Raw genomic sequence first — 25,783 nt, 5'->3', positions numbered from 1 at the left:
TTGTCGCTGTACCTGTGGGAGCGGCCTTGTGTCGCGAAAGGGCCGCAACGCGGCCCCAGGATTGATGCGCAACAGTTGAAATTGCTGGGGCTGCTTTGCAGCCCTTTCGCGACACAAGGCCGCTCCCACAGGGATCGCGCCAACGTTTGGAATTTGAGCAAGACAGTTGCTCCCACTGGTACCACACAGTATTCGAACCCTGTGCAATCCCTGTGGGAGCTGGCTTGCCGGCGAATGGGCTGCAAAGCAGCCCCGGATGCCACCGATCAACGCCAAGGAGCCCCCGATGATCAAAGCCCCCGCCTGGCTGCAGATCCTCTCCCGCAGCTGTGCCGCACTGCTCGGCGGCTATGCCCTCAGCTACGCCGCCAGCGCCTGCCTGGCCCGCATCCTGCCGCTGGCTGCCGCCGATGCGGTCATCGTCGCGACCTTGCCGGCCTTCATCTTCTACACCGCCGCCATCCTCTGGGCCTTCGCCTGCAGCGATGCCCTGCGTGCCTGGGCCCCGCTGGCTGTGGCCGTACCGCTTGCCCTGATCGGCTTCTGGCCGCAGGCACTGGAGTGGCTGGCATGAAGAACACCTTCACCCAATCGATGGCCTGGCTGCACACCTGGGCCGGGCTGATTTTCGGCTGGCTGCTGTTCGCCATCTTCGTCACCGGCACCCTGGCGGTATTCGACAAGGAACTCGACCACTGGATGCAACCGGAAATCCCGGCCACCGAGGTACCCCAGGCCGACGCCGCGCGGCGCGCCATTGCCTACCTGCAGGCCCACGAGCCGCAGGCTGGCAACTGGGGCATCAGCCTGCCGAGCGAGCGCTCGCCCGGGTTGCGCGTGTCCACCGGCGAGCGTCGCCATGGCCCCACCGTACAGCTCGACCCGCGCACTGGCGAGGCCATCGAGGTGCGGGACAGTGTTGGTGGCAACTTCTTCTTCCGCTTCCATTTCACCCTCGACCTGCCACGCAACTGGGGCATCTTCGTGGTCGGCGCGCTGGCGCTGGTGATGCTCGCGGCGCTGGTCACCGGTATCGTCATCCACAAGAAGATTTTCAAGGAGTTCTTCACCTTCCGGCCGAACAAGGGCCAGCGCTCGTGGCTGGATTTCCACAACGCCAGCGCGGTGCTGTTGCTGCCGTTCCACCTGATGATCACCTACACCGGCCTGGTGATCTTCATGCTCATCTACATCCCGGCCGGGGTCGATGCGCTGTTCGCCGGCGACAATCGTGCCTACTTTCAGGCCCAGGGCAATGCCCGCCTGGAGCAGCCCCGCGGCCTGGCCAGGCAACCGGCCGCGCTGGTCGATGTCGCGCCATTGCTGGCCCAGGCCGAGGCGCGCCTGGGGCCGATTGGTGGCCTGAATATCCGCAACCCCAACACGGCGGCGGCGCGTATCGAAATACGCCCCGGGCTGGGCAACCGCATTGCCTTGGCCAAGGGCCAGGCCATGGTCTTCGATGGTGTCAGCGGGCAGTTGCTCGGCGACGTCGCCGAATGGCGCGCGGCGCCATTGACCCAGCGGGTCATGGCCGGCCTGCATTTCGCCCAGTTTGGCGGCTACCCGATGCGCTGGCTGTATTTTGTCTGCGGGCTGGTCAGTTGCCTGATGATCGCCAGCGGGCTGGTGCTGTTCTGCGTGAAGCGTGGGCGCAAGTACACCAGCGCCGAGGCTTCGGTGCGGCGTTGGTACCGAGTGGCGGAGGTGTGCAACGTGGGTTTCGTCAGTGGCCTGTTGTTGGCGTGCGTGGGGTTGCTGTGGGCCAGCCGTGTGCTGCCGGTGGAACTGGCGCAGCGGGAGAGCTGGGAGGTTCGTGCGTTCTTTGGTGTATGGCTGCTGGCGCTGTTGCATGCCGGTATCAGGCCGGTACGCCGGGCCTGGGTCGAGCAACTGCTGCTGACCGCGTTGCTGTGCATTGGCCTGGGTGCGTTGGGTGGCTTGGGCGACGCCATGCGCCTGGGGGTGGTGGCCTGTGCCTTGGTGTTGGGTGTATTGCTCGGGCTGCTGGCCTGGCGCGTATGGCAGGCGCAGTGGGTGCCGCAGAAGGCCAGGGCAGGGCGGCGGATGGAGGCCGGGGCATGATGATGTGGGTCATGGGCAGCGTGTTGTTCGCCTACGCTGGCATGCTGGGGCTGTGCCAGGGGCTGGAGCGGCATTACAAGCAGGTATGGAACCGCATCTGCCCGCGGGTGCTGCGTGTCGGCTTGCGCGCGGCCGGCTGGCTGGCGTTGCTGGCCAGTCTGGTGCTGTGTGCCCAGGCCTGGGGCTGGGCCATGGGGCCGGTGGCCTGGTTTGCCGTGATGTCGCTGGCGGGGATGGTGCTGGTATTGCTGCTGCCATACTGGCCGCGGCTGGCGGTGGGGTTGGTGGCAGCGGTGCCGGTTTGGGGACTGATGCTGCTGATGATCTGACCAGGCCCCATCGTCGGCGCAGCCGGTGCCAGGTTGTTGCGGTAAAAAGTGCCAAGGCATGTTAAACCTTGCGCCCCGACCCGCTGCGAGAGAAACCCGGTGAAAGCCGTCCGTCTGACCCTGATCTGCCACGCCCTTACCCAGGCCCAGAAGACCGGGCGCCTGCACCGTGCCGACGATGGCATCCTGCCGTTGGGCCAGCAGCCTTTCGCCGACCTTTCCGGTGTGCCGGTGCTGACTGCACCAGAGCGGCGAGCCTGCGAGACGGCGGCGTGGTTTTCGGGACCGGTGCAGGTCGAGCCGGCCTTGGCCGATTGCGACCTGGGGCGTTGGCAAGGGCTGACGCTGAAGCGATTGCAGGCCGAGCAACCGCAGGCGATGGCCGAATGGCTGCAGGCCCCGGCCAGTAATGTGCACGGCGGCGAGTCGTTCGCCGTGCTTTGCCAGCGCATCGCCGCCTGGTTGGCGGCCTTCGACAGGCCGGGTGAATGGGTGGCGGTTACCCACCCGATGGTCATGCGCGCCGCGCTGGTGCACGTACTTGGCTGCCCGATGAGCGCCAGTCAGCGGGTCGACGTGTTGCCGCTGTCGCGCCTGGAGCTGAGCTTTACCGGGCAGTGGCGCCTGCGCCTGGGCTGAAGGTCAGAACGCCAGCTTGTAGCCGATCAGCAGCAGCATCGCCGCCAGGCACGGACGCAGCACGCGGTCGGAAATCCGCCCGGTGAGGTGGCTGCCCAGGTAGATGCCTGGCAGCGAGCCCAGCAGCAGGTAGCCCAGCAGCGACCAGTCCATGTTGCCCATGCCGGCATGGCCCAGGCCCGCCACCAGGGTAAGTGGCACGGCGTGGGCGATTTCGGTACCGACCAGGCGGCGGGTGACCAGGAACGGGTACAGCAGGAACAGCGCCACGGTACCCAGTGCGCCAGCACCGATGGAAGTGAGGGTGACCATCACCCCCAGCACCACGCCGGTGAGCACGGTAAGGATGTTCAGGCTGCGGTCGCTGAGGTGGTAGTGGTCACCGGCATGGCGGCTGGCGAAGGCCTGCAGGCGCGATTTGAACAGGATGGCCAGCGCGGTCAGAATCAGCACCACCGCCAGGCCTTGCTTGATGACGGCGTTGAGCGCCGAGGTGTCGGTGTGCAGGGTGCTGAGGAACCACAGGGTCAGCGCCGCAGCGGGCACGCTGCCCAGGCTGAGCAGGCCGGTGATCTTCCAGTCGACGTTCTTGTTGCGCGCATGCACCCAGACGCCACTGGCCTTGGTGATGGCGGCGTAGAGCAGGTCGGTGCCGACGGCTGTTGCCGGGCTGATGCCAAACCACAATAGGATCGGGGTCATCAGCGAGCCGCCACCGACGCCGGTCATTCCGACGATGAAACCCACGACCAGGCCCGCAATGGTGAAACCGAAAGAACCTACATCCATACGCTACTCGACTGCCCAACTTTGCCCGTTATCGGATGCAGCCCAGCATATAGATTTTTTTATAGCCAAATAGACTTGTTCGTTATTAGGTTATAACCGGGTGCTTGCCTGCCAGGGCCCTATCGCCGGCAAGCCAGCTCCCACAGGTACTGCACAGGCCCTGAGGTTGATGCGGTCGGTGTGGGAGCCGGCTTGCCGGCGATAGGGCCCTGGCAGGCAGCACCGAGTCAGCGATCGGTCATCACCACCATCACATGCGCATCTGCGCCATCGTCACTTTCCGACAGGTAGATATGCCCCACCTGGCTGTCGAAATACGCCGTCTCCTGCGGCCCGATGCTCACCGCTTCGCCGGTTTCGAACTCGATACGAACGCGCCCGCTTAGCACCAACGCGAACTCTTGCCCGGGGTGGCGGATAAAATCGTCGAACTGGCCGCGTTCACGGGCAATGATGCGGGCATAGGCGGGTGTCATGCGCCGTTCGGGGAAGTCGCCGGCGATCGGGTGGTAGTCATAGGTGCCGGTCGAGTAGCCCGCCGCCGCCGGCAGTGAATCGACCACCACGGTCACCGGTGCCGGTGCTGTGACCGTGCCGCTGGCCCGCAACAGCTGGGCAATGTCGACATTCAGCGCCCGGGCGGCAGCGGCCAGTTTTTCGTAGCTGACCGAGACCTGCGCCAGTTCCATCTTCGACAAGGTGGACAGCGGTACGCCGCTGGCTTCGGACAATTGCTTGAGGGTCATCTGGCGCGCCTTGCGCACCTGGCGCAGGCGCTGGCCGACTACGGCACGGTCCAGCAGGGGTAGGGCAGCGGGCATTCGGGGTCTCGGCATGCGGCGTTGGTCGGGCATCTTACCTTGGACCCTTGCGTATTCGTAAATTCTCATATATTAGAATTCTCATAAATGATAATTAGCCTGGCAGGAGCGTGCATGACCCCGATCTACGACACCCTGATCATCGGCGCCGGCATTGCCGGTGCATCCCTGGGCTATCGCCTGGCCGGCCAGCAGAAGGTGCTGCTGCTCGAGCGCGAGGCACAGCCTGGCTACCATTCCACCGGGCGTTCGGCAGCCATGTTCATGGAGGCCTACGGCACCCCGCAGATCCAGGCGTTGACCCGCGCCAGCCGGGCCTTCTACGAAGCACCACCGCAGGGTTTCTGCGAGCACCCGCTGCTGGAACCGCGTGGCTGCCTGTACGTCGCCAGCCTGGAACAGCGCACGCTGCTCGAGCAGACCCATGCGCAGAACCTGGCCAACGGCACCGAGGTCAGCCTGCTCGACCGCGACGCCGCCCTGGCCCTGGTGCCGAGCCTGCGTGGCGAGAACCTGGCCGGCGCGGTGCTCGAGGCGGGGGCCATGGACCTGGACGTACATGCCCTGCACCAGGGCTTCTTGCGCGGCTATCGCGCCGCTGGCGGCGAACTGCGCTGTAACGCCGAGCTTGTCCAGGCCTGGTATCTGGATGACCTGTGGCAGGTGCAGCTGGGCGATGGCAACCGCATACAGGCGCGCCAGCTGGTCAATGCCGCTGGCGCCTGGGCCGACCGTGTGGCCGAGCAGTGCGGCGTGGCGCGTATCGGCCTGCAACCCTGCCGGCGCAGTGCCTTTACTTTCCCCGGCCCGGCAGACCAGGACTTCGCCCGCTGGCCTGCGGTAATCGGCGTAGACGAAAGCTTCTACTTCAAGCCCGACGCCGGCCAGTTGCTGGGTTCGCCGGCCAATGCCGACCCGGTCGAACCCCAGGACGCCGCGCCCGAGGAGCTCGACGTGGCTTTGGGCATCTACAACATCGAGGCCATGACCACCCTGGCGATCCGCCGGCCGAGCCACACCTGGGCCGGGCTGCGCTCGTTCGTCGCCGACGGCGACCTGGTGATCGGTTTCGATGTGCACGCGCCAGCGTTCTTCTGGCTGGCGGCACAAGGTGGCTATGGCATCCAGTCGGCTGCGGGCGCCTCGCGCCTGGCTGCCGACCTGCTGCTGGGCCAGCCCCTGTGTCCAAGCCTTGTCAGCCAGGGGGTGGCGCCCGAGCGCCTGTCCCCGGCCCGTTTCCAGCAATCCTGAAAGGAGCATCCCATGAGCAATGATATCCAGCGTTTCCCCAGCAGCCTGCCGTTCCCGTTCTCCCGTGCGGTGAAAGCCGGCGGCTTCCTGTTCCTGTCCGGCCAGGTGCCGATGAGTGCCGGCGGCGAAGTGGTGCGCGGTGACATCCAGACCCAGACCCGCGCCGCCTGCGAGCGCATCGGCGAAAGCCTGGCGGCCTGCGGCGCGCGTTTCGACCAGGTGGTCAAGGCCACGGTGTGGCTGTCGGACATGAGCCACTTCGCCGGTTTCAACGAGGTGTACAAGGAGTTCTTCGGCGCAGCGCTGCCGGTGCGCTCGACCGTGGCCTCGGCATTGGCGCTGGGGGTGGATGTGGAGATCGAAGTGCAGGCGTTTGTCGGAGATTTTTGACCGAACAAATCGCCCATGTGGGAGCGGCCTTGTGTCGCGATAGGGGCGCGGAGCGGCCCCAGGATTTCTGCATTGCTGCACAGATCGCCGGGGGCCGCTCTGCGGCCCTTTCGCGACACAAGGCCGCTCCCACAAAAGCGATGTGGTGGCAGTGAGACAACAACAATAAATCCAGAGGTTCACATGCAAGAGCAGCTGAAGATTGCCGGCGCGTTTGTCGGCGTGATCGTGGGGGCGGGGTTCGCTTCGGGGCGGGAACTGTTGTTGTTCTTTGTCGATTTCGGTGTGTGGGGGCTGGTCGGTGCGCTGGTCAGCGCAGCCTTGTTCACCTTCCTCGGCATGGCCCTGGCGGGGCTGGGCAATCGCCAGCAGGCCACTTCGCACAAGGATGTGATCCAGGCCATCTGCGGCCGTCACCTGGGCCTGTTCGTCGACTGGCTGATCACCTTTTTCATGTTTGCCGTCACCGTGGTCATGCTGGCCGGTGGTGGTGCCTTGCTGGAGCAGCAGTTCGGCATCCCGGCGCTGGCCGGCAGCGTGATGGTGACGCTGGTGGTGGTGGGCATCGTGTGCCTGGATGTGCGCAAGGTGATCCTCGCCATCGGTGCCATCACGCCGTTGCTGATCCTGGTGGCCTCGGCGATTGCGTTGTACGCCGTGTTCAGCCGGGAGCAGAGCTTCGCCCAGCTCGACCAGCTGGCCAGCCAGCAACAGGCGGGCACCCGTCACTGGCTGCTGGGGGCGTTCCTGTACGTGTCGTACAACATCGTTGCCGGCGCGCCGATCCTGGCCATCCTGGGCGGCTCGGCCAAGGGCGAGAGAACCGCGGTATGGGGTGGGCTGCTCGGTGGTGCAGCACTGGGCGGCCTGATGCTGGTGATGAGTGCCGGGCTGTTGTCGCGCCTGGACAGCGTGGCTGACCTGCCGATGCCGATGCTGTCGATCGCCAACGAAGTATCGCCACTGCTGGGGCTGGTGATGTGCCTGATCATCTTCGGCATGATCGTCAACACCGCGGTGGGTACGTTGTTCTCGTTTCTCTCGCGGCTGATGCCGGCGGGGACGGCGAAGTTTCGCTGGGGCTCGGTGGTGACCGGGGTGGTGGCGTTCGGCTGCAGCCTGGTGGGGTTCATCAGCCTGGTGGGTGAGGTGTACCCGCTGTTCGGCTACCTGGGCTTCGTGCTGATGGCGGCGGTGCTGCTGGCCTGGGTCCGGCGGAGCAAAGTGGTTAAAGCGGCGGTGGCGTAGGGGGCTGCTGCGCAGCCCGATCGCGACACAAGGCCGCTCCCACAAGGACCGCATGGCACCTGTGGGAGCGGCCTTGCGTCGCGATTGGGGCGCAGAGCGCCCCCCTGGGCCATCAGATTCTGAAGCTGCCTACCAGCTGCTTCAGACGCCCGGCCTGCTGGGCCAGTTGGTCGCAATGGCGCAGGGTCTCGTTGAGGTTCTCCACCCCTTGCTGGTTCAGGGCGTTGATCTGGGTGATGTCCAGGTTGAGGCTCTCGACCACAGCGGTCTGCTCTTCGGTAGCGGTAGCCACCGATTGGTTCATGCCATCGATCTCGCCAATGCGCTGGGTCACGCTGGCCAGGCGCTCGCCGGCCTCGTTGGCCACCTGCACGGTCTGCTCGCTGGAAACCTGGCTGGTGTTCATGGTGTGCACCGCTTCGCGCGAGCCTACCTGCAGGCTGGTGATCATGCGGTGGATTTCTTCCGCCGATTCCTGGGTGCGGTGCGCCAGGTTGCGTACCTCGTCGGCCACCACGGCAAAGCCACGGCCGGCCTCACCGGCACGGGCCGCTTCGATGGCGGCGTTCAGCGCCAGAAGGTTGGTCTGCTGCGAGATGCCCTTGATCACATCGAGGATCTTGCCGATTTCGTCAGTGCTGGCGTTGAGCGTTTCGATTTGCGCGCAGGACTCGCTGATGCGCTGCGACAGGGCGGTCATGGCGCTGATCGCTTCTTCGACCACTTCACGGCCACCGTGGGCCTGTTCGCTGGCACCGCTGGCATGCTGCGAGGCATCGGCGGCGTTGCGGGCGATTTCCTGGGTGGCGGCACCCAGTTCGTTGATTGCTGCGGCCACGCTGTTGGTGCGCATGCTTTGCTCTTCGGAACCGGTGATCGACGCATTGGAGGCATTGACCACCTTTTCCGACAGGTCGTGCACCAGGCGGGTTGCCGAGGACACTTCGCTGATCGAGGCATGGATGCGCTCGACGAAGCGGTTGAACGAAGTGGCCAGTTCGCCGAACTCGTCCTTGTTCTGCACGGTCAGGCGGCGGGTAAGGTCACCTTCGCCCTCGGCGATGTCGCGCATGGCGCGGCCCATGGTGGTCAGCGGGCTCATCAGCACCGGGATCAGCAGGCCGAGAAGGCCGGCGATGGCCGCCACGGCGATCAGCATGGCGATGATCGCCGAGGTGCGGAACTGGCTGAGCGCGGCGTAGGCCTTGTCCTTGTCGATCGACAGGCCGATGTACCACTGTGCCGAAGGCAGGCCCGCCACCGGGGCGAAGGAGATGATGCGGTCCTGGCCATTGAGGGTGACATCCTGCATGCCGGCGGCGACTTGCAGGTTGCTGCCGGGGTAGATGTCCTTGAGGTTCTTCATCACCTGGTCTTTGTCGGGGCTGACGATCACCTGGCCATTGCTGTCGGCCAGGAAGGCGTGGCCGATGCCGCCGAAATCGACCGAGTTGATGATCTCGACCAAGGTGTCGAGGGTGACGTCACCGCCGACCACACCGATCAGCTCGCCATTGCCCTTGCTTTTCACCGGCGTGGCGATGGTGACCATCAGGCCGCCGACAGCACCCTGGTACGGGGCAGTCAGCACGGTCTGCCCGGCGCTGGCCGCGGCGCCGTACCAAGGGCGCTGACGTGGGTCGTAACCGGCCGGCATCTGTGTATCGGGGCGCTGGGTGAACACACCATTGGCCTGGCCCAGGTAGGTGAACAGGAAATTGCGCGTGTAGGACGGCTGCTCGATCAGCCCGGCCAGAGTCTCGCCGGCACCTTGCTGGGCGATGTCCTGGGCCAGGTTTTCCAGGACCAGGATGCGCCCGCTCATCCAGTTCTGCACGCTGCTGGCGGTCAGTGCGCCGGACTGCTGCACCGAAGCTTCGATGTTCTGGCGAATGGTGTTGCGTTGCAGGTAGTCGTTGTAGAGCGTGAACAGGGCAAATGCCAGGACTACGACGCCGCAGGCGCTGAGCAGGATCTTGTGGCGAAATTTCAGGTTCATGTTTCGAGACCTTGGGCCAATGAGGGGAGGGCGCAGCGCGCTCATGACGCATTGCGCAACCTATCGTTCGGGATATCGGCTCAAGGGGTAAAAGATTGAAGTGCTTACAGAAATTTCTTACGGTCATTTCGACGGACGGCATTCACTGGCTACACAACTGCTCGATCAACAGGCGTGCAGCCTGCTGCAACGGTTGTTGCTTGCGCCAGAAGATGTGTACCGGCAACTGCAGCTCGTTGCGGGTGTTGCGAAAATCCAGGCGCACCAGGCGCCCGCTGGCCAGCAGTGGCGCGACCCGCGACAGCGGCAAGTCGCCCCAGCCCAGGCCGGCCTCCACCATCTGCAGGGCGAGGTCGAAGCTGTCGGTTGACCAGTGCGTGGCGCCTATCAACGGGCGTGGGTCGGCCGGCGGCAGGTCACGGCTGCGCACCAGGATCTGGCGCACCCGGGTGAGGTCTTCGAGGTAGTGGATACGCCCCTCGCGCAAGGCCGGGTGGGCGGGGGAAAGGGTAGCCACCAGCGACTCCATGCCGATGTGCTGGAAGCCGCGCCGGGCATCGACCTGCAGTCCGGCAAAGGCCACGCAGAGGTCGGCGCGGCCGCTGTCCAGCAGGTGCACGGCCTCTTCCTGCGGGGCGCTGAGCAAGGCGATGTCCAGCAGCGGGTGCCGCTCACCCAGGCGAGCGATGGCCGCCAGCAGCGGGCGGTGGTCGATGTCCGGCACCACCGCCAGGGTCAGGCTGCTCTCCAGCCCCTGGGACAGCTCCAGGGCATGCACCTGCAGCAGCCCCAACTGCTCGGCGATCAGCCGGGCATGGGGTTCCAGCGCCATGGCCTGGGCGGTCGGGCGGACTTCCCGCGGGCCGCGCTCGAACAGGGTGTAGCCCAGTTCGGCCTCGAGGTTGCCGATGGCCATGCTCACGGCCGAAGGCACCCGCTGCAGGGCGCGCGCGGCGGCGGAAAACGAACCGCGGTCGAGCACGGCGAGAAACAGCTGGATATTGTCGCTGGAAAAGTTCATGGCAGCCTCCTGTCAGTAGATCTGACAGCTGCTGACTTTTGCTGTCAAGCATGATGAAGCATGATCGCGCCCCATCGCTTTTGTCATTGGAGGTAACCCCGGGTGCAGGGACTCAAACGCAAACTGGTCTACGTGACTTTCTATGAACTGATCGGGCTGTGCATGTCGACCCTCGGGCTGGCCTACCTGTCGGACACCCAAGCGTCGCATACCGGGCCTCTGGCGGTAATGATCACCACCATCGCCATGCTCTGGAACCTGATCTACAACACCCTGTTCGAGTGGTGGGAGAGCCGCCAGGCCACGCGCGGGCGCAGTGTGGCACGGCGGGTGGCGCATGCCATCGGCTTCCAGCTGACCCTGGTGGTGTACCTGATCCCGCTGATTGCCTGGTGGCTGGACATGACATTGCTGGAGGCACTGCTGGTGGACATGGCGTTCATCGTGCTGGTGCCGTGCTACACCTTTGTCTACAACTGGGCGTTCGACCGGATCTTTGGCTTGCCCAGTTCTGCGTTGGCTACGGCCTGACGCGATACCTGTGGCGGCCTCTTCGCGGGCACGCCCGCTCCCACAGGATCTCCACAGTTCTCAAGGCCTGTGATACCCCTGTGGGAGCGGGCGAGCCCGCGAAGAGGCCGCCACAGAAAACCACTACTAAGGCGGCAAGCGAATGATCAAAGGCTCCTGCTGCTGCTTCACCTGCTGCTCGACCGGTTGTTCCGCCGGCCGCGGCGCACTGGCCAGCAAGCTGTCCTCGACCTGCCCCGACAGGTAGTACACCCCCGACATGGCCCCGCTCTGGCGGTTCTCCATCAGCTCCTGCCATTCCTGGTTCAGCGCCACGTTGAGGATCACCCGCAACTGCTCGACCATCTGCGGGTGTTCGCGGTCATGGGTCATCATCCCGTAACCGGCCGCCGCAATCGAAATCATCGCCCCCGCCACCTTGCCCACCGCCGACGCCACGGCACTGGCGATGCCGCGCGGGGCCAGGGTGGCACCGAGCTTTTCGCTGGCCTGGTTGGCCACCGAGTTCAGCCCGACATCGGTCCTCCCGGGGCCTTTGCTGGCCTGCTGGTGCAGGTGCTGGCGCATGGCTTGCCAGGCCGGTTGCTGGGCTAGCGACTTGGCTCGCAGTAGTTGGTACAGGCTGGCATTGCGCGCATCCGGCGGCCCCAGGGCGATGGCGGGGATGCGGTTGAGGCGCTGGCTGAACTGCTCGGGGGGCGCGTTGTAGCGGCTGATGATGGCCGGCAGCTGCTGGCCGAGCAGTTGCAGGTACAGCTCGCTGGCACGGTCGCGGATGCCTTCGGGGTTGATCTGCTCGGCCACCGGTTCGATCACCCGCTTGTGGTACTGCTCCTGCAGGTACAGCGCCAGGCGCTTTTCCGCCGGCTCCCGGCCTTCACCACTGTCGATCTTGTACCAGGCCACCTTGAGGGTCAGCCACTGCTGGGTCCAGTAGCCGGTGAACCAGGGGACAAAGTCGCTTTCGGTGCGCTGCTGCACCTGTTCCTTCCACACTCGCATGGAGCGCCGGGCATAGTCGTTGGCCGAGCTGGCGGCGCCGACCGAGGCTTCGATCAGTTCCTGGTCGATGCGTTGCCAGGCGGCGGGGGTGAGCACCACCGGTGGTGGCGGGACAGGTGGCGGCTTGCCTGCGCAGCCGGCCAGGGCCAGCAGCAGGCACAGCAGCAGGAGGACTCGAGTGCTCACGCAACCGCCTCCCTGATAGAGGCTGGGGTGGTTCTCGGAGTATAGGGTGGGGTTGAGGGGGCTGCCGTGCAGCCCATCGCCGGCAAGCCAGCTCCCACAGGGACCGCGATGACCTCGAGAACAGCGCGAAACCTGTGGGAGCTGGCTTGCCGGCGATGGGACGCGCAGCGTCCCCGATTACTCCAGGTCGAGCTTTTCTTCCAGGCGGTCGAGATGCTTGTGCATCAGCCCCAGCGCCGCCTCGGCATCGCCGTGCTCCACGGCATCGATGATCGCCGCATGTTCCTGCCACGCGCAGTGGTTGCAGCATGGCGACTCGTAGCGGGCGATGATCAGCGAGGTCATCGGCACCAGGCCGTTGAGGAACCGTGCCAGTGGCGCATTGGCGGCCACCTGCGCCAGTTTCAGGTGAAACTCGCCGCCCAGGCGGATCGCCGCACAACGCTCGCCGTTCTCATGGTGCTGGCGCTCGCGCTCCACCAGTTGTCGCAACTGGCGAATCTGTACCGGCCGGGCGCGTTGCGCGGCCAGGGTGATCAGCGTGGTTTCGGCCAGGCGCCGGGCGCTGAGCACCTGGCGGGCCTGCTCCGGGTCGGGCGCGGCCAGATGCGCAGTGTGGCTGGGGCGCTGCACCACCACCTGCTGGTCGGACAGGCGCCCGAGCACGCGGCGGATCACTGTACGGCTGACGCCAAAGGCATGGCCCAGCGCCTGTTCGGGCAACAGGCTGCCAGGTGGCAGGCGCTGTTCGAGAATGGCATCGAACAGCCGCGGGTAGATCTGCTCGGCCGACAGTCGGGTTTCGCCGGCCGCGAGCAGGGCCGGCAAGTGAGGGGCGGCGTTCATGGTCGCTCTCCTGGGGTCATGGATGCGGGTGTTCGTCCGGGATGTTCAACGGGATGCCCATGCGCAACCCTTCGGCCAGAATGTGCTGGCGCATCTGGGCACTGGCCTGGGCGCTGCTGCGCTCACGTATGGCGCGCACCACCGCTTCGTTTTCCTTCAGCCGCGCGGCCAGGTGCTCTGGCGAATTGCGCAGCATGTCGGCGCTCTGCTTGAGGGCATTGCCGGTCTGTTGCACCACGCTCTGGAAGATCGGGTTGGTGGTCAGGGCGAACAGCGCTTCATGGAAGGCGATGTAGGCCCTGACGCCGGCTTCGCTGTCATCGGCCTCCAGCGCTTCACGCATGTCCATCAGGGTCAGGCGCAGCTGGCCGATGTCCTGGCTGTTGGCCGACTGCGCCACCAGGCCGACGATGAAGGGCTCGAGGGTGTAGCGCAGCTCCAGCACGTCGGCCAGGCTGGCTGCGGCGCTGGTGTCCACGCCCGGTTCCTGGGCGGCGGCATCGGCATCCAGTACCAGCACGCCCTTGCCCGGCAGCGAACGCACCAGGCCCAGGGTTTCCAGCACGGTCACCGCTTCGCGCAGGCTGGGGCGGCTGATACCCAGTTGTTCGGCCAGCTCGCGCTGGCCTGGCAGCATGTCGCCGGTACGCCATTGGCCTCGGGCGAGGGCCTGGCGCAGTTTTTCCACCACTGAGTTGACGACGGTAGATGAGCTGATCACGGTTCGCTCCTGGAAGGGCCGGCATCAGTGCCGGCCACGTTCGCTCAGAATTCCTGTTGATGGGGGTTGGGCTGCTTGCGTGGCGTGGGGGCGAAGCCGGGTTTGCCGTCGAGCACGTTGTGCGCGCGTTCCAGGTCGATGTCCTTCTCCCAGCGGGCGATGGCCACGGTGGCCACGCAGTTGCCGATCAGGTTGGTCAGCGCCCGGCCGATGCCCATGAACCAGTCCACCGCCAGTACCAGTACCAGGCCGACCACCGGGATCGCCGGCACGGCGGTCAGGGTAGCGGCAAGGATCACCAGCGCCGAGCCTGGGATGCCGTGAGCGCCCTTGGAAGTCACCAGCGATACCAGCAGGATGGTCAGCAGGTCGGTCATTGCCAGTGGCGTGCCGGTGGCGTTGGCAATGAACACGATGGCCAGGGTCAGGTAGATGGAGAAACCATCGAGGTTGAACGAATAGCCGGTGGGGATCACCAGGCCGACGGTGGAGCTGCCGATGCCCAGGTGCTCGAGCTTGCGCATGATCTGTGGCAGTACGGCATCGGACGAGGCGGTGCCCAGCACGATGGTCAGCTCCTCACGCAGGTACTTGATCAGTGGCAGCAGCTTCAGGCCCGACAGGCGCATGACCGTGCCCAGCACGATCAGTACGAAGCCGGCACAGGTCAGGTAGAACAGCGCCACCAGCCCGCCCAGGTGTTGCAGCGATTCCAGGCCGTACTTGCTGGTGGTGAAGGCGATGGCACCGAACACGCCGATCGGTGCCAGGCGCACGATCATGCCCATGATGCGGAAGATCACGTGGCTCAGTTCGTTGATCAGCCGCGAGATGCCGGCTGCCGAGTCACCCACCAGGTTCAGCGCGCTGCCGAACAGTACCGAGAACAGCAGCACCTGGAGGATGTTGTTGTCGGCGAAGGCGCCGATCACCGAGGTGGGTATCAGGTCCATGAAGAACGCCGTGGCACCGTGGATGTGCTGGCCGCGCTCGGCCAGGCTGCTGGCGTCGGCGCTGGACAGTTGGTCCAGGTGGATGTTGGCGCCGCTGCCGATGCCGCTGGTGAAGGCGAACACCAGGCCGATCACCAGCGCCAGGGTGGTCAGTACTTCGAAGTAGATCACCGACTTCAGGCCGATGCGCCCGACCTTTTTCAGGTCGCCGGCGCCCGAGATACCGCTGACCACCACGCAGAACACGATCAGGCCGATGAGCATCTTGATCAGCTTGATGAAGCCGTCGCCAAGGGGTTTGAGTTGCAGGGAAAGGTCGGGGAAGCTGAGACCGCAGGCGATGCCGAGGGCAAGGCCGAGCACGACTTGAAGGAAGATCGAACGCGAGCACCATTTGAGCATGGGAGGGATCTCTGATCGGTGTCCTTGCTTCGGTAGCCGCACGGGGCGAAAGAGCGCAGGACTTAATTATTGTGGTCTTACCGGTTTGTTCAGCGCGAAGCCATGAAAGCGCGAAAAATCCGACATTGCAAGGATTTTTGGCCTTACCGGTCTGACCAGTTGTGGGGCAATCCAGCCTGCCTCGCTCTAATTCGGTGCGTCTGGTTGATCGGGCCGCAGTGCGGCCGTTCGCAGGTGAATCGCAGCGGCGAACCGCGTGCGCACATGAATCAGATCAGGCTTTGGCCAGTGCCTCGGGCACCGTTGCAATCAGCTTGCCAAGCGCCATGCCGACTTCAATATTTTCGATAACGCCATGATTCACAAAGGTTATTTGCATTATGCGGGTGACCTCGTAGAGTCCGCGCCCGGCGTAATGGCGCGACTCTTGATAGCGCGTCAGCGAGCCATTGGCTTGACCTCGGCCAGTACCGGGTGCGCGACCAGCTTGTCGATGTGCAGGGTGTCGTCGTTCATCCAGCTTTCGCTGAGCAGCCGGTAGTGTTCCATGTCGCGGCAGCGCAGGCGCAGGCTGTAGTCGAAGTGGCCGCTGATCAGCTGGCACTCGTGCACTTCCGGGCAGTTGCGCAGGGTGGCTTCGAAGGCCTTCTGCGCGGCCCGCCCGCTTTGGTTGGACAGGGCGACCAGCACCAGCAGCGACACCCCGGGCGCCACCTTCTGCAGGTCGATGATCGCCCCGTAGCCGCGGATCACGCCACGGCGCTCCAGCTTGCGTACACGCTCCAGGCAGGGGCGGGGGGTGAGGTGGACGAGGCTGGAGAGTTTTTCGAAGGTGATGCGGCCGTCATGGCGCAGGATGTCGATGATCGCTTCGTCGATGCGGTCGAGGGGGTGGGCGTTGGCGTCCTTGGTGTCCATGCGCTTGGGCTTCGTTTGGAAGAGGGCATGGGACAGGTTAGGCGGTAAAGGGGGCCGCTGCGCGGCCCATCGCGACACAAGGCCGCTCCCACAGGGATCGCGCAACCATGCGAAATGGCGGCGGCCTTTTGTGGGAGCGGCCTTGTGTCGCGAAAGGGCTGCGCAGCAGCCCCAAGGTCTATCAGGCACAGACGGAGTTAGCCTTGTTTACTGCCCGCAACTCCACCACCCGCGGCTGCAACAACCCATACAAATCCTTCGAATCCTCCAGCACCGGCACCAGCCCGATATCCGTGCCGATACCCAGTGCCTGCGCCGTATCCAGCACATAGCGCAAGGCCGAGTAATCCTCCAGGGCAAACCCCACCGAGTCGAACAGCGTCACCTGTTCGGCGCGCTCACGCCCCTTGGCTTCCCCGGCAACCACACGCCAGAACTCGGTCACTGGCGAGTCAGCCGGCATCTGCTGGATCTCGCCTTCCACCCGGCTCTGCGGCTCGTACTCGACGATCACCCGGGCCCGCTCGACAATCGCCCGGTGCAGCTCGGTCTTGCCTGGGCAGTCACCGCCCACGGCGTTCAGGTGCATGCCCGGCTCGATCATCTCCGGGGTGAGAATGGTGGCGCAGGCCTTGTCGGCGGTCACCGTGGTGACGATATCGGCCCCGCGTACCGCTTCGGCCACGGAGCTGGCGATGCTCAGCTTGAGGCCGGGGCGGTTGGCCAGGTTGGCGACCAATTTGGCCGAAGCGGCCGGGTCGATGTCGTACAGGCGGATTTCATCGATGCCCAGCAGGGCATTGAAGGCGATGGCCTGGAACTCGCTTTGCGAGCCATTGCCGATCAACGCCATGCTGCGGCTGTCTTCGCGCGCCAGGTAGCGGGCGGCCAGGGCCGAGGTGGCCGCAGTGCGGATGGCGGTGGTCAGGGTCATTTCGCTGAGCAGCAACGGTGCACCGGTATCGACGCTCGCCAGGGCGCCGAAGGCCATCACCGTGGGCAGGCCATGGCGAGTGTTCTTCGGATGGCCGTTGACGTACTTGAAGGCGTAGCGGCTGGCGTCCGAGATTGGCATCAGCTCGATCACGCCATCCGCTGAATGGTTGGCCACCCGGGCACACTTTTCGAAGGCGGGCCAGCGCAGGTAGTCCTGACGGATGTACTCGGCCATTTCCAGCAGGCACGTGGGCAGGCCTTTGCGGTTGACCAGGCGGGCCAGGTCTTGCACATCGATATAGCGGGTCATGAGGGGTCTCCCTGCGGTCGACGCTTCCAGAGTGGGGCTCTGGTTTCATTGTGCGGCGGGTGGGGAGGTAAAGCTGGCTGTAATGGGCTGTGGCGGCAGCGGCTTTGGCTGATTTCGCTGCGCTGGCAGCCGAATCGGCTGTGGCTGCCTGGCCCGGCCCTATCGCCGGCAAGCCGGCTCCCACAGGGATATCACAGGCCTTGATAGCGGCGCTGTACCTGTGGGAGATTGCCCAGTCCTTTGGGCTGCGCTGTCGCACAGGGAACAATGTTCGAGAGCGTGCCACATTCCCTTGTGGGAGCTGGCTTGCCGGCGATGAGGCCAGCACAGGCAAAGGCAATCATCGCTCACGCAACCGCTTGTACAGCGTGGTGCGGCTGATCCCAAGCCCGCGCGCCACCGCCGACAGGTTGCCGTTGGCTTGCTCCACCAGCGCGTGCAGGTCCGCTTCCTCAGTGGCAAGCAGCACGGGGGCCTGCAACTCGGCCAGAAATCCTGCAGGCAGGTGCTCGACGCCGACAGGCCCATTACCCGCCAAGGCCAGCGCCACCTGCAGCACACTCACCAGTTCACGCATATTCCCCGGCCAGGGGTGCTGATCGAGCAGTTCGATAATGGCCGCAGGCAGCCGCGCAGGCTGCCCGGGGTCGCGGTAGCGCGCATGCACCTGCTCGATCAGTTGCCGGCGGTCACTGCGCTCGCGCAGCGGCGGCAACACCACCGCCAGCCCGGCGATGCGGTAATACAAGTCCTGGCGAAAGCGCCCGGCGCGCACTTCTTCGGCCAGGTCGCGGTTGCTCGCCGACACCACGCGGATATCCACCGCCACCGGTTCGCCGCTGCCCAATGGCTGGATGCTGCGCGTCTGCAGCACGCGCAGCAGGCGGGCCTGGGTGGGCAGCGGCATGTCGCCGATTTCGTCGAGGAACAGGATGCCGTGGTGGGCCTTGCGGATCAGCCCCGGGTTGCCCTTCTGGTGGGCGCCGGTGAACGCGCCCTTGTCGTAGCCGAACAGTTCCGACTCCACCAGCTCGGCCGGGATCGCCGCGCAGTTGACGGCGATCAGCGGCTGGCTGGCGCGGCTGCTGGCCCGGTGCAGGGTATCGACGAATACCTCCTTGCCTACGCCGGTTTCCCCCTGCACCAGCACCGGGATGTCCTTTTCCAGCAGCAGGCCGGCCTGCGCCAGGGCCTTCTCCAGGCGTGGCTCGGCGCTACTGGCGGTGGGGCGGCTGGGGGCCTCGCGCGGCGGCTGCCACTGGCAATGAAAGCGGTTGCGCCCGGTGGCTTGCAGGGCGAAGGGCTGTTGCCGGGGATGGCTGAGCAGCTGTTGCAGGGGCAACTGGAACAGTTGCGCGATGTTCTGCTGCAGCGGGTTGCCCCCGAGCAGGGTGTCGGCCCGGTGATTGGCGGCCAGCACCTGCCCGTGCTCATCGAACACCAGCAGGCCGGCCCAGGGGCTGTCGAGGTTGTCGGAGGCGCTGTTGAAGATCAGTTGCGCGTGCTGGTCGGCGTGCTTGGCGAGGATCAGGCGGTTCTCCAGGCTCTGGCCCATCATGCGCACCAGGCCCAGGGTCTGGCTGGCGGGCAGGTAGCCGTCGCTGGCCACATCGAGCACCCCGACCAGCTGCCGCTCGGCGTCGAACAGCGGCGTGGCGGCGCTGGACATGTAGCGGTTCTGGCGCAGGAAGTGTTCGTCCTGGCCAACGTGAATTGCCTCGGCGCAGACCAGTGCGGTGCCCAGCGCATTGGTGCCGACACCGCGCTCGTGCCAGTGGGCACCGGCGCTGAAGCCATGCTGCTGGCGCGGCTCGATGAACCGCCGCGAGCCCCAGCTGTCGAGCAGGCAGCCACTGGCATCGGCCAGCATCACCAGGTAGCTGGCATTGCCCAGCAGGTGTGCATATTGCGGCAGCACCGCTTCGCGGGTCAGGCGCAGCAGGGCCTGGCGCTGCTCCAGCAGGGCGTTCAGCTCGGCGCGGGTCAGGCAGTCGAAGTCCGGGGCGTGCTGAGGTTGCAGGCCGTGGTCGCGGCAGCGAGCCCAGGAGGCCTGGATCAGTTGGGCATGGGGCGAAGCGGATGCGGCCATGGGCCTGTCCTGTGTGATTGTTGTCATGGGGCCGACCGCTGTTCAGTGTCGTGCACGGTTGTTCAATGTCAAACCGGCAAGTGTTCAGTTGTTCAGTGCTTGTGTTCACTTGTGAACCTGCGATTGGCCGGTGTTGCCAGCAAGGCCCCGGGCCAGACGGTCGCGGCGCAACTGGCACGAAACTGGCTGTGCCCGGCAGACAAAAACCACAAGAAGGCCACGCCATGTCCCTGGTGCTGGAACAGGTCAGCCGCAGCGTCGACAACCAGGCCTGGATCGTCGATGCCTCACTGCGTTTCGAACCCGGCTCGTTCAACGTGCTGCTGGGCCGCACCCTGGCCGGCAAGACCAGCCTGATGCGCCTGATGGCCGGGCTCGATCGCCCGGACCGGGGGCGGGTGCTGATGGATGGCCAGGACGTGACTGGCGTGCCGGTGCGCCAGCGCAATGTGTCGATGGTGTATCAGCAGTTCATCAATTACCCGACCCTCAGCGTGTACGAGAACATTGCGTCACCGCTGCGCCAGGCACGCATGGACGAGCCCCAGATTCGCCGACGGGTGCAGGAAACCGCCGAAATGCTGCGCATCGAAGCCTACCTGCAGCGCCTGCCGCTGGAGCTGTCCGGTGGCCAGCAGCAACGCACGGCAATGGCCCGGGCGCTGGTCAAGGATGCCTCGCTGATTTTGTTCGACGAGCCACTGGTCAACCTCGACTACAAACTGCGCGAGGGCCTGCGCCAGGAACTGCGCGAACTGTTCGCGGCACGCCACTGCATTGCCGTGTATGCCACCACCGAGCCCAACGAGGCGCTGGCTCTGGGCGGCACCACCACCCTGGTGCATGAGGGCCGTATCGTCCAGAGCGGGCCTACCGCCGAGGTCTACCAGCGCCCGGGCAGCGTGCTGGCTGCCGAGCTGTTTTCCGAGCCGCCGATCAACCTGGTGCCTGGCCGTATCAGCGGCAACGACGTGAGCCTGGCCCAGGCCGTGCACTTTGCCCGCAATGCCGACCTGCAGCCGCTTGCCGAGGGTGACTACCGCTTTGGCGTGCGGCCCAGCCACATCAGCCTGGTGCCGGCCCACGACGACGACCTGGAATTGTCGGTGCTGGTGGAACTGGCCGAGATCAGTGGTTCAGAGACCTTCCTGCATGTACGCAACGAACACTGGCGCATGATCCTGCACCTGCCAGGGGTGCACGAATACCAGGTGGACACGCCGATCCGCGTGTTCATCCCCACCCACAAGCTGTTCGTGTTCGACAGCGCCGGGGCGCTGGTGCAGGCCCCTGGGCTGCGCCAGGCAAGGAGAGGGTGATGGCCGAGATCCGCCTGCGCCAACTGGCGCACAGCTACAGCCGCCAGCCCGCCAGCGAGGCGGACTATGCCCTGCACGCGCTGGAGCATGTGTGGGAGCAGGGTGGTGCCTACGCATTGCTCGGGCCGTCGGGCTGCGGCAAGTCGACCTTGCTCAACATCATCTCCGGGCTGCTGACACCGTCCCACGGCGAGGTGCTGTTCGACGGCAAGCCGGTCAACCAGCTGTCACCACAGGCGCGCAACATCGCCCAGGTGTTCCAGTTCCCGGTGGTGTACGACACCATGACGGTGTTCGACAACCTGGCGTTTCCCTTGCGTAACCAGGGGCTGGACGAAGCCCGGGTGCAGGCCCGGGTGGAGGAGATTGCCGAGGTGCTCGACCTCTCGGCCGTGCTGCGCAAGAAGGCGCGCAACCTCAGTGCCGACGAAAAGCAGAAGGTCTCCATGGGCCGTGGCCTGGTGCGCGATGACGTGTCGGCGATCCTGTTCGACGAGCCGCTGACGGTGATCGACCCGCACCTGAAGTGGAAGCTGCGGCGCAAGCTCAAGCAGATCCACGAGCAGTTCAACATCACCATGATCTACGTCACCCACGACCAGTTGGAGGCCTCGACGTTCGCCGACAAGATCGCGGTGATGCACGGCGGGCGCATCGTCCAGTTCGGCACCCCGCGCGAACTGTTCGAGCGGCCGCGGCATACCTTCGTCGGTTACTTCATCGGCAGCCCGGGGATGAACCTGATCGAGGTACGCGCCGAAGCGGATGGGGTGGCGTTCGGCGATATTCACCTGGTGCTGCCCGGGCAACTTCGGGAGCACCTGCGAGAGCGCCTGGCGGCCACGGGCGGTGGACGCCTGCAAGTAGGCATCCGCCCGGAATTCGTGCAGCTGTGGGACAGCCCGTTCGATGACGCCTACCCGGCACGGGTGCTGGACGTCGAGGACCTGGGCACCTACCGCATCGTCACCCTCGAACTGGGCGGTGTCGCGCTCAAGGCGCGCCTGGGCGAGGACCGCCCGCTGCCGGTGGCCCAGGCCTGGGTCAGCCTGCCGGCGCAGTGGCTGATGCTGTACGTCGACGATGTGCTGCTGGAGGCCGGGCCATGAACAAGGTGCCGAACAACAAGGCCTGGTGGCTGGTGCTGCCGGTGTTCCTGCTGGTGGCATTCAGTGCGGTGGTGCCGATGATGACGGTGGTCAACTACTCGGTGCAGGACATCTTCGACCAGTCCAACCGCTACTTCGTCGGCGCCGACTGGTACCGCCAGGTGCTGCGCGACCCGGCGCTGCACGATGCGCTGCTGCGCCAGTTCATCTATTCCGCCTGCGTGCTGCTGATCGAGATCCCGCTGGGCATCGCCATTGCCCTGACCATGCCGACCAAGGGGCGCATGGCCTCGGTGTGCCTGATCGTCATGGCCATCCCGTTGCTGATCCCATGGAACGTGGTCGGCACCATCTGGCAGATTTTCGGCCGGGCCGACATCGGCCTGCTCGGCGCCACACTGGCCAAGCTCGGGGTCAGCTACAACTACGCTGGCGACCCGTTCGACGCTTGGCTGACCGTGCTGGTGATGGACGTGTGGCACTGGACATCGCTGGTGGCGTTGCTCTGTTATTCGGGGCTGCGCGCCATCCCCGACGTGTACTACCAGGCTGCGCGCATCGACCGCGCCTCGGGCTGGGCGGTGTTCCGCCATATCCAGTTGCCCAAGCTGAAGAACGTGCTGCTGATCGCGGTGATGCTGCGCTTCATGGACAGCTTCATGATCTACACCGAGCCCTTCGTGCTGACCGGTGGCGGGCCCGGCAACGCCACCACCTTCCTCAGCCAGACCCTCACGCGCATGGCCGTGGGGCAGTTCGACCTGGGCCCGGCGGCGGCATTCTCGCTGGTGTACTTCCTGATCATCCTGCTGGTTTCGTGGCTGTTCTACACAGCCATGACCCATGCCGACAAGGACTAGGCCATGAGCACGCGCAAATCGCTGGCCCTGCTGCTGTACTTCTTCTTCCTGCTGGTGCCGATCTACTGGCTGCTGAACATGTCGTTCAAGAGCAACACCGAGATCCTCGGCGGCCTGACCCTGTGGCCACAGGCGTTCACCCTCGACAACTACCGGGTGATCTTCACCGATGCCAGCTGGTACAGCGGCTACATCAATTCGCTGTACTACGTGTGCCTGAACACGCTGATTTCGCTGCTGGTGGCGCTGCCAGCGGCATATGCCTTCTCGCGTTACCGCTTCCTCGGGGACCGGCACCTGTTCTTCTGGCTGCTGACCAACCGCATGGCGCCACCGGCGGTGTTCCTGCTGCCGTTCTTCCAGCTGTATTCGTCGATCGGCCTGTTCGATACCCATATCGCCGTGGCCCTGGCCCACTGCCTGTTCAACGTGCCGCTGGCGGTGTGGATCCTCGAAGGGTTCATGTCTGGTGTGCCGAAGGAAATCGACGAAACAGCCTACATCGACGGCTATAGCTTCCCGCGCTTCTTCGTGAAGATCTTCATCCCGCTGATTGGCTCCGGCATCGGCGTGACGGCGTTTTTCTGTTTCATGTTCTCCTGGGTCGAGCTGCTGCTGGCGCGCACCCTGACCTCGGTGAATGCCAAACCGATCGCCGCGGTGATGACCCGTACCGTGTCGGCCTCGGGCATCGATTGGGGCGTGTTGGCGGCGGCGGGGGTACTGACCATCTTGCCGGGCATGCTGGTGATCTGGTTCGTGCGCAACCATGTGGCCAAGGGCTTCGCCCTGGGCCGGGTGTGAGGAGGGCAAGGCATGGAGTGGATGGCCTGGACCTTGCCGACGGCGCTGTTCTTCGCCGCCGTTGGCGTGCTGCTGCTGGGCATGACCCTGCTCGAACTGCACCGCCCCTGCGTGGAGCGACGCGGCTTCCTGCCGCTGGTCACCAGCCGTGGCGACCGCTTGTTCATCGGCCTGCTGGCCAGCGCCTACCTGCATTTGCTGGTGGTTGGCGTCAGCGAATGGCCATTGTGGGTGGCCTCGCTGCTGTCGCTGGCGTGGCTGGTGGTGGTGCTGCGCTGGGGCTGAGCGAGCGGCCCTGTGGGATAACTGAAACGGGAGATCACAATGTTCGACAACAAGTACAACAGGCGACATTTGACCCTGGCCGCGTTGCTGGTACTGGCCAGCGTGCAGGGCACAGCCTGGGCCGACCAGTACGAGGATGCGGCAAGGAAGTGGCTCGGCAGTGAGTTCAAGCCTTCGACCCTTACCCCTGAACAGCAGCTGGCCGAGTTGAAGTGGTTCATCAAGGCTGCCGAGCCGTTCCGCGGCATGAAGATCAACGTGGTGTCGGAAACCATCACCACCCATGAATACGAGTCCAAGGTGCTGGCCAAGGCCTTCAGCGAGATCACCGGTATACAGCTGACCCACGACCTGTTGCAGGAAGGCGACGTGGTGGAAAAGCTGCAGACACAGATGCAGTCGGACAAGAACATCTATGACGGCTGGGTCAACGACTCCGACCTGATCGGTACGCACTTTCGCTACGGCAAGGTGGAATCGATCACCGACCTGATGGCCAACGAAGGCAAGGACTACACTTCGCCGACCCTGGACCTGAAGGACTTCATCGGCATTTCCTTCACCACCGCGCCGGATGGCAAGGTCTACCAACTGCCCGACCAGCAGTTCGCCAACCTCTACTGGTTCCGTGCCGACTGGTTCGAGCGGCCCGAGCTGAAGGCCAGGTTCAAGGAAAAGTACGGCTACGAGCTGGGCGTACCGGTGAACTGGTCGGCCTACGAGGACATTGCCAGGTTCTTCACCGAAGACGTCAAGGAAATCGACGGCAAACGCGTTTATGGCCACATGGACTACGGCAAGAAAGACCCGTCGCTGGGCTGGCGCTTCACCGATGCCTGGTTCTCCATGGCGGGTGGCGGCGACAAAGGCCTGCCCAATGGTTTGCCGGTGGACGAATGGGGCATTCGCGTGGAGGACTGCCACCCGGTGGGGTCCAGCGTGACCCGTGGCGGCGACACCAACGGCCCGGCCGCCGTGTATGCCACGCAGAAGTACGTGGACTGGATGCGTGCCTATGCGCCCAAGGAAGCCCAGGGCATGACCTTCTCCGAAGCCGGCCCGGTGCCGGCCCAGGGCAACATTGCCCAGCAGATCTTCTGGTACACCGCGTTTACCGCCGACATGACCAAGCCCGGTTTGCCGGTGGTGAACGCCGACGGCACGCCGAAGTGGCGCATGGCGCCCTCGCCGAAGGGGCCGTACTGGGAGGAGGGGATGAAGCTGGGCTACCAGGACACCGGTTCGTGGACCTTCTTCAAGTCCACCCCCGAGAAGCAACGCCTGGCTGCGTGGCTGTACGCCCAGTTCGTCACCTCCAAGACCGTGTCGCTGAAAAAGACCATCGTCGGCCTCACGCCGATTCGCGAGTCGGACATCAACTCCCAGGCCATGACCGAACTGGCGCCCAAGTTGGGCGGGCTGGTGGAGTTCTACCGCAGCCCGGCGCGGGTACAGTGGACACCGACCGGCACCAACGTGCCGGATTACCCGCGGTTGGCGCAGTTGTGGTGGAGCCACATCGCCGAAGTGGCCAGTGGCGAGAAGACCCCGCAGGAAGCGCTGGACGGCCTGGCGCGCGACCAGGACCGGATGATGGAGCGCTTGCAGCGGTCCAACGCCCAGGCCACCTGCGCACCGAAGCTGAACCCGGAGAAGGACGCCCAGTACTGGTTCGACCAGCCCGGGGCGCCGAAACCGAAACTGGCCAACGAAAAGCCCAAGGGCGAGACGGTCAGCTACAACGAACTGCTGAAGTCGTGGGAGGCGGCCAGGAAGTGACCGGCTGAATACCGCGCTGGCTTCTTCGCGGGCTTGCCCGCTCCCACAAGTACCCCGCGCAGTACCTAATGAAATGGTCCTCCCAGGACTCCCCAGTGAAAGCCTAAGCTTTCACTGGGGGATCTAACTGGAGATCGCCGTTATGAATACTCAAAATCTTG

25 protein-coding genes and 1 pseudogene are annotated in these 25,783 nt (G+C 65.1%); 14 read left to right on the top strand and 12 right to left on the bottom strand.

Annotation, left to right across the window (positions count from 1 at the left end; genetic code table 11):
• Nucleotides 1-286: 286 nt before the first annotated feature.
• The 4 genes from CAG44_RS26740 to CAG44_RS26725 all read left to right on the top strand — a co-directional run bounded on the left by CAG44_RS26740 (nt 287) and on the right by CAG44_RS26725 (nt 3,053).
• Nucleotides 287-574 carry an iron transporter gene (locus CAG44_RS26740; protein ID WP_075044517.1) on the top strand — a complete coding sequence of 96 codons (288 nt, stop codon included), beginning with the start codon at nt 287-289 and terminating at the stop codon, nt 572-574.
• The gene (locus tag CAG44_RS26735; RefSeq protein WP_085693427.1) at nt 571-2,085 is read left to right on the top strand and encodes a PepSY domain-containing protein; all 1,515 of its coding nucleotides are present in this window, start codon (nt 571-573) and stop codon (nt 2,083-2,085) included. The genes CAG44_RS26740 and CAG44_RS26735 overlap by 4 nt, the downstream gene beginning before the upstream one ends.
• The gene (locus CAG44_RS26730) at nt 2,082-2,414 is read left to right on the top strand and encodes a DUF3325 domain-containing protein (protein ID WP_085593495.1); all 333 of its coding nucleotides are present in this window, start codon (nt 2,082-2,084) and stop codon (nt 2,412-2,414) included. The genes CAG44_RS26735 and CAG44_RS26730 overlap by 4 nt, the downstream gene beginning before the upstream one ends.
• A gap of 99 nt (nt 2,415-2,513) precedes the next feature.
• A complete protein-coding gene (locus tag CAG44_RS26725) occupies nt 2,514-3,053 on the top strand; it encodes a histidine phosphatase family protein (protein WP_085593497.1) in 540 nt (179 codons plus the stop codon).
• Nucleotides 3,054-3,056: 3 nt separating this feature from the next.
• On the opposite strand, the gene CAG44_RS26720 is transcribed toward CAG44_RS26725, so the two are convergent.
• Both CAG44_RS26720 and CAG44_RS26715 read right to left on the bottom strand, forming a co-directional pair.
• A complete protein-coding gene (locus tag CAG44_RS26720) occupies nt 3,057-3,842 on the bottom strand; it encodes a sulfite exporter TauE/SafE family protein (RefSeq protein WP_046616814.1) in 786 nt (261 codons plus the stop codon).
• A gap of 227 nt (nt 3,843-4,069) precedes the next feature.
• The gene (locus tag CAG44_RS26715) at nt 4,070-4,663 is read right to left on the bottom strand and encodes a helix-turn-helix domain-containing protein (protein ID WP_075044520.1); all 594 of its coding nucleotides are present in this window, start codon (nt 4,661-4,663) and stop codon (nt 4,070-4,072) included.
• Nucleotides 4,664-4,777: 114 nt separating this feature from the next.
• On the opposite strand from CAG44_RS26715, the gene CAG44_RS26710 reads away from it, so the two are divergent.
• From CAG44_RS26710 to CAG44_RS26700, 3 genes are all read left to right on the top strand, one after another.
• Nucleotides 4,778-5,914 (top strand): FAD-binding oxidoreductase, encoded by a 1,137-nt coding sequence (locus tag CAG44_RS26710; RefSeq protein ID WP_085693425.1) that lies wholly within the window; start codon nt 4,778-4,780, stop codon nt 5,912-5,914.
• Nucleotides 5,915-5,926: 12 nt separating this feature from the next.
• On the top strand, nt 5,927-6,304 hold the full coding sequence (locus CAG44_RS26705; RefSeq protein WP_085663135.1) for a RidA family protein: 378 nt from the start codon (nt 5,927-5,929) through the stop codon (nt 6,302-6,304).
• 183 nt (nt 6,305-6,487) lie between these two features.
• The gene (locus tag CAG44_RS26700; RefSeq protein ID WP_075044523.1) at nt 6,488-7,552 is read left to right on the top strand and encodes a hypothetical protein; all 1,065 of its coding nucleotides are present in this window, start codon (nt 6,488-6,490) and stop codon (nt 7,550-7,552) included.
• A 112-nt stretch (nt 7,553-7,664) separates the two neighbouring features.
• Here CAG44_RS26700 and CAG44_RS29395 read toward each other — a convergent pair whose 3' ends face one another.
• The 3 genes and pseudogenes from CAG44_RS29395 to CAG44_RS26690 form a co-directional block, all read right to left on the bottom strand.
• A complete protein-coding gene (locus CAG44_RS29395) occupies nt 7,665-8,405 on the bottom strand; it encodes a methyl-accepting chemotaxis protein (RefSeq protein WP_371858063.1) in 741 nt (246 codons plus the stop codon).
• 114 nt (nt 8,406-8,519) lie between these two features.
• Nucleotides 8,520-9,551, bottom strand: a pseudogene (gene mcpA, locus CAG44_RS29390) (methyl-accepting chemotaxis protein McpA); the annotation flags it as partial.
• Nucleotides 9,552-9,693: 142 nt separating this feature from the next.
• Nucleotides 9,694-10,572 carry a LysR family transcriptional regulator gene (locus CAG44_RS26690; RefSeq protein ID WP_085693422.1) on the bottom strand — a complete coding sequence of 293 codons (879 nt, stop codon included), beginning with the start codon at nt 10,570-10,572 and terminating at the stop codon, nt 9,694-9,696.
• 102 nt (nt 10,573-10,674) lie between these two features.
• On the opposite strand from CAG44_RS26690, the gene CAG44_RS26685 reads away from it, so the two are divergent.
• On the top strand, nt 10,675-11,103 hold the full coding sequence (locus CAG44_RS26685) for a PACE efflux transporter (protein WP_085693420.1): 429 nt from the start codon (nt 10,675-10,677) through the stop codon (nt 11,101-11,103).
• A gap of 126 nt (nt 11,104-11,229) precedes the next feature.
• Here CAG44_RS26685 and CAG44_RS26680 read toward each other — a convergent pair whose 3' ends face one another.
• From CAG44_RS26680 to CAG44_RS26650, 7 genes are all read right to left on the bottom strand, one after another.
• Nucleotides 11,230-12,291, bottom strand: coding sequence for a hypothetical protein (locus CAG44_RS26680; protein ID WP_085693418.1), 1,062 nt, complete (start codon nt 12,289-12,291; stop codon nt 11,230-11,232).
• A gap of 177 nt (nt 12,292-12,468) precedes the next feature.
• Nucleotides 12,469-13,137 (bottom strand): GntR family transcriptional regulator, encoded by a 669-nt coding sequence (locus CAG44_RS26675; RefSeq protein ID WP_085693416.1) that lies wholly within the window; start codon nt 13,135-13,137, stop codon nt 12,469-12,471.
• Nucleotides 13,138-13,153: 16 nt separating this feature from the next.
• Nucleotides 13,154-13,858, bottom strand: a complete 705-nt coding sequence (locus CAG44_RS26670; protein WP_025338408.1) for a FadR/GntR family transcriptional regulator — start codon at nt 13,856-13,858, stop codon at nt 13,154-13,156.
• A 44-nt stretch (nt 13,859-13,902) separates the two neighbouring features.
• Nucleotides 13,903-15,213 carry a C4-dicarboxylate transporter DctA gene (locus CAG44_RS26665; RefSeq protein ID WP_003260726.1) on the bottom strand — a complete coding sequence of 437 codons (1,311 nt, stop codon included), beginning with the start codon at nt 15,211-15,213 and terminating at the stop codon, nt 13,903-13,905.
• A 438-nt stretch (nt 15,214-15,651) separates the two neighbouring features.
• Entirely contained in the window at nt 15,652-16,131 is a 480-nt protein-coding gene (locus CAG44_RS26660; protein ID WP_025338409.1) for an Lrp/AsnC family transcriptional regulator, read from the bottom strand.
• A gap of 181 nt (nt 16,132-16,312) precedes the next feature.
• Nucleotides 16,313-17,377 (bottom strand): ornithine cyclodeaminase, encoded by a 1,065-nt coding sequence (locus CAG44_RS26655; RefSeq protein WP_085693414.1) that lies wholly within the window; start codon nt 17,375-17,377, stop codon nt 16,313-16,315.
• Between the two features lie 340 nt (nt 17,378-17,717).
• Complete coding sequence (locus CAG44_RS26650) at nt 17,718-19,466, bottom strand: sigma-54-dependent Fis family transcriptional regulator (protein ID WP_085693412.1); 1,749 nt, start codon at nt 19,464-19,466, stop codon at nt 17,718-17,720.
• A 224-nt stretch (nt 19,467-19,690) separates the two neighbouring features.
• Here CAG44_RS26650 and CAG44_RS26645 point away from each other — a divergent pair, with 224 nt between their 5' ends.
• From CAG44_RS26645 to CAG44_RS26620, 6 genes are read left to right on the top strand one after another with little or no spacing between them, the layout of a single operon-like run.
• Nucleotides 19,691-20,785, top strand: a complete 1,095-nt coding sequence (locus CAG44_RS26645; protein ID WP_025338412.1) for an ABC transporter ATP-binding protein — start codon at nt 19,691-19,693, stop codon at nt 20,783-20,785.
• On the top strand, nt 20,785-21,894 hold the full coding sequence (locus CAG44_RS26640; protein ID WP_085617502.1) for an ABC transporter ATP-binding protein: 1,110 nt from the start codon (nt 20,785-20,787) through the stop codon (nt 21,892-21,894). The genes CAG44_RS26645 and CAG44_RS26640 overlap by 1 nt, the downstream gene beginning before the upstream one ends.
• Nucleotides 21,891-22,754, top strand: a complete 864-nt coding sequence (locus CAG44_RS26635) for a carbohydrate ABC transporter permease (RefSeq protein WP_013971875.1) — start codon at nt 21,891-21,893, stop codon at nt 22,752-22,754. Before CAG44_RS26640 ends, CAG44_RS26635 begins: the two co-directional genes overlap by 4 nt.
• A gap of 3 nt (nt 22,755-22,757) precedes the next feature.
• Nucleotides 22,758-23,558 (top strand): carbohydrate ABC transporter permease, encoded by an 801-nt coding sequence (locus tag CAG44_RS26630; RefSeq protein ID WP_013971876.1) that lies wholly within the window; start codon nt 22,758-22,760, stop codon nt 23,556-23,558.
• A gap of 12 nt (nt 23,559-23,570) precedes the next feature.
• Nucleotides 23,571-23,843 (top strand): DUF2160 domain-containing protein, encoded by a 273-nt coding sequence (locus tag CAG44_RS26625; protein ID WP_085693410.1) that lies wholly within the window; start codon nt 23,571-23,573, stop codon nt 23,841-23,843.
• Nucleotides 23,844-23,882: 39 nt separating this feature from the next.
• Entirely contained in the window at nt 23,883-25,622 is a 1,740-nt protein-coding gene (locus CAG44_RS26620) for an ABC transporter substrate-binding protein (protein WP_013971878.1), read from the top strand.
• The last annotated feature ends 161 nt before the right edge of the window (nt 25,623-25,783 follow it).

This window comes from Pseudomonas sp. B13(2017) (genome assembly GCF_002113245.1).
GTDB classification, from domain to species: domain Bacteria; phylum Pseudomonadota; class Gammaproteobacteria; order Pseudomonadales; family Pseudomonadaceae; genus Aquipseudomonas; species Aquipseudomonas putida_Z.
The sequence above is the reverse complement of the archived record's forward strand: the minus strand, read 5'-3'. Positions and strand labels throughout refer to the sequence as shown.

Excerpts from the sequence above, each read along its gene's own strand:
- CAG44_RS26620 (WP_013971878.1), top strand. The coding sequence starts at position 23,883 with ATGTTCGACAACAAGTACAACAGGCGACATTTGACCCTGGCCGCGTTG.
- CAG44_RS26650 (WP_085693412.1), bottom strand. The coding sequence starts at position 19,466 with ATGGCCGCATCCGCTTCGCCCCATGCCCAACTGATCCAGGCCTCCTGG.
- CAG44_RS26645 (WP_025338412.1), top strand. The coding sequence starts at position 19,691 with ATGTCCCTGGTGCTGGAACAGGTCAGCCGCAGCGTCGACAACCAGGCC.
- CAG44_RS26700 (WP_075044523.1), top strand. The coding sequence starts at position 6,488 with ATGCAAGAGCAGCTGAAGATTGCCGGCGCGTTTGTCGGCGTGATCGTG.
- CAG44_RS26665 (WP_003260726.1), bottom strand. The coding sequence starts at position 15,213 with ATGCTCAAATGGTGCTCGCGTTCGATCTTCCTTCAAGTCGTGCTCGGC.
- CAG44_RS26635 (WP_013971875.1), top strand. The coding sequence starts at position 21,891 with ATGAACAAGGTGCCGAACAACAAGGCCTGGTGGCTGGTGCTGCCGGTG.
- CAG44_RS26660 (WP_025338409.1), bottom strand. The coding sequence starts at position 16,131 with ATGGACACCAAGGACGCCAACGCCCACCCCCTCGACCGCATCGACGAA.
- CAG44_RS26730 (WP_085593495.1), top strand. The coding sequence starts at position 2,082 with ATGATGATGTGGGTCATGGGCAGCGTGTTGTTCGCCTACGCTGGCATG.
- CAG44_RS26720 (WP_046616814.1), bottom strand. The coding sequence starts at position 3,842 with ATGGATGTAGGTTCTTTCGGTTTCACCATTGCGGGCCTGGTCGTGGGT.
- CAG44_RS26690 (WP_085693422.1), bottom strand. The coding sequence starts at position 10,572 with ATGAACTTTTCCAGCGACAATATCCAGCTGTTTCTCGCCGTGCTCGAC.
- CAG44_RS26715 (WP_075044520.1), bottom strand. The coding sequence starts at position 4,663 with ATGCCCGCTGCCCTACCCCTGCTGGACCGTGCCGTAGTCGGCCAGCGC.
- CAG44_RS26740 (WP_075044517.1), top strand. The coding sequence starts at position 287 with ATGATCAAAGCCCCCGCCTGGCTGCAGATCCTCTCCCGCAGCTGTGCC.
- CAG44_RS26710 (WP_085693425.1), top strand. The coding sequence starts at position 4,778 with ATGACCCCGATCTACGACACCCTGATCATCGGCGCCGGCATTGCCGGT.
- CAG44_RS29395 (WP_371858063.1), bottom strand. The coding sequence starts at position 8,405 with ATGCGCACCAACAGCGTGGCCGCAGCAATCAACGAACTGGGTGCCGCC.
- CAG44_RS26705 (WP_085663135.1), top strand. The coding sequence starts at position 5,927 with ATGAGCAATGATATCCAGCGTTTCCCCAGCAGCCTGCCGTTCCCGTTC.
- CAG44_RS26655 (WP_085693414.1), bottom strand. The coding sequence starts at position 17,377 with ATGACCCGCTATATCGATGTGCAAGACCTGGCCCGCCTGGTCAACCGC.
- CAG44_RS26640 (WP_085617502.1), top strand. The coding sequence starts at position 20,785 with ATGGCCGAGATCCGCCTGCGCCAACTGGCGCACAGCTACAGCCGCCAG.
- CAG44_RS26675 (WP_085693416.1), bottom strand. The coding sequence starts at position 13,137 with ATGAACGCCGCCCCTCACTTGCCGGCCCTGCTCGCGGCCGGCGAAACC.
- CAG44_RS26735 (WP_085693427.1), top strand. The coding sequence starts at position 571 with ATGAAGAACACCTTCACCCAATCGATGGCCTGGCTGCACACCTGGGCC.
- CAG44_RS26625 (WP_085693410.1), top strand. The coding sequence starts at position 23,571 with ATGGAGTGGATGGCCTGGACCTTGCCGACGGCGCTGTTCTTCGCCGCC.
- CAG44_RS26630 (WP_013971876.1), top strand. The coding sequence starts at position 22,758 with ATGAGCACGCGCAAATCGCTGGCCCTGCTGCTGTACTTCTTCTTCCTG.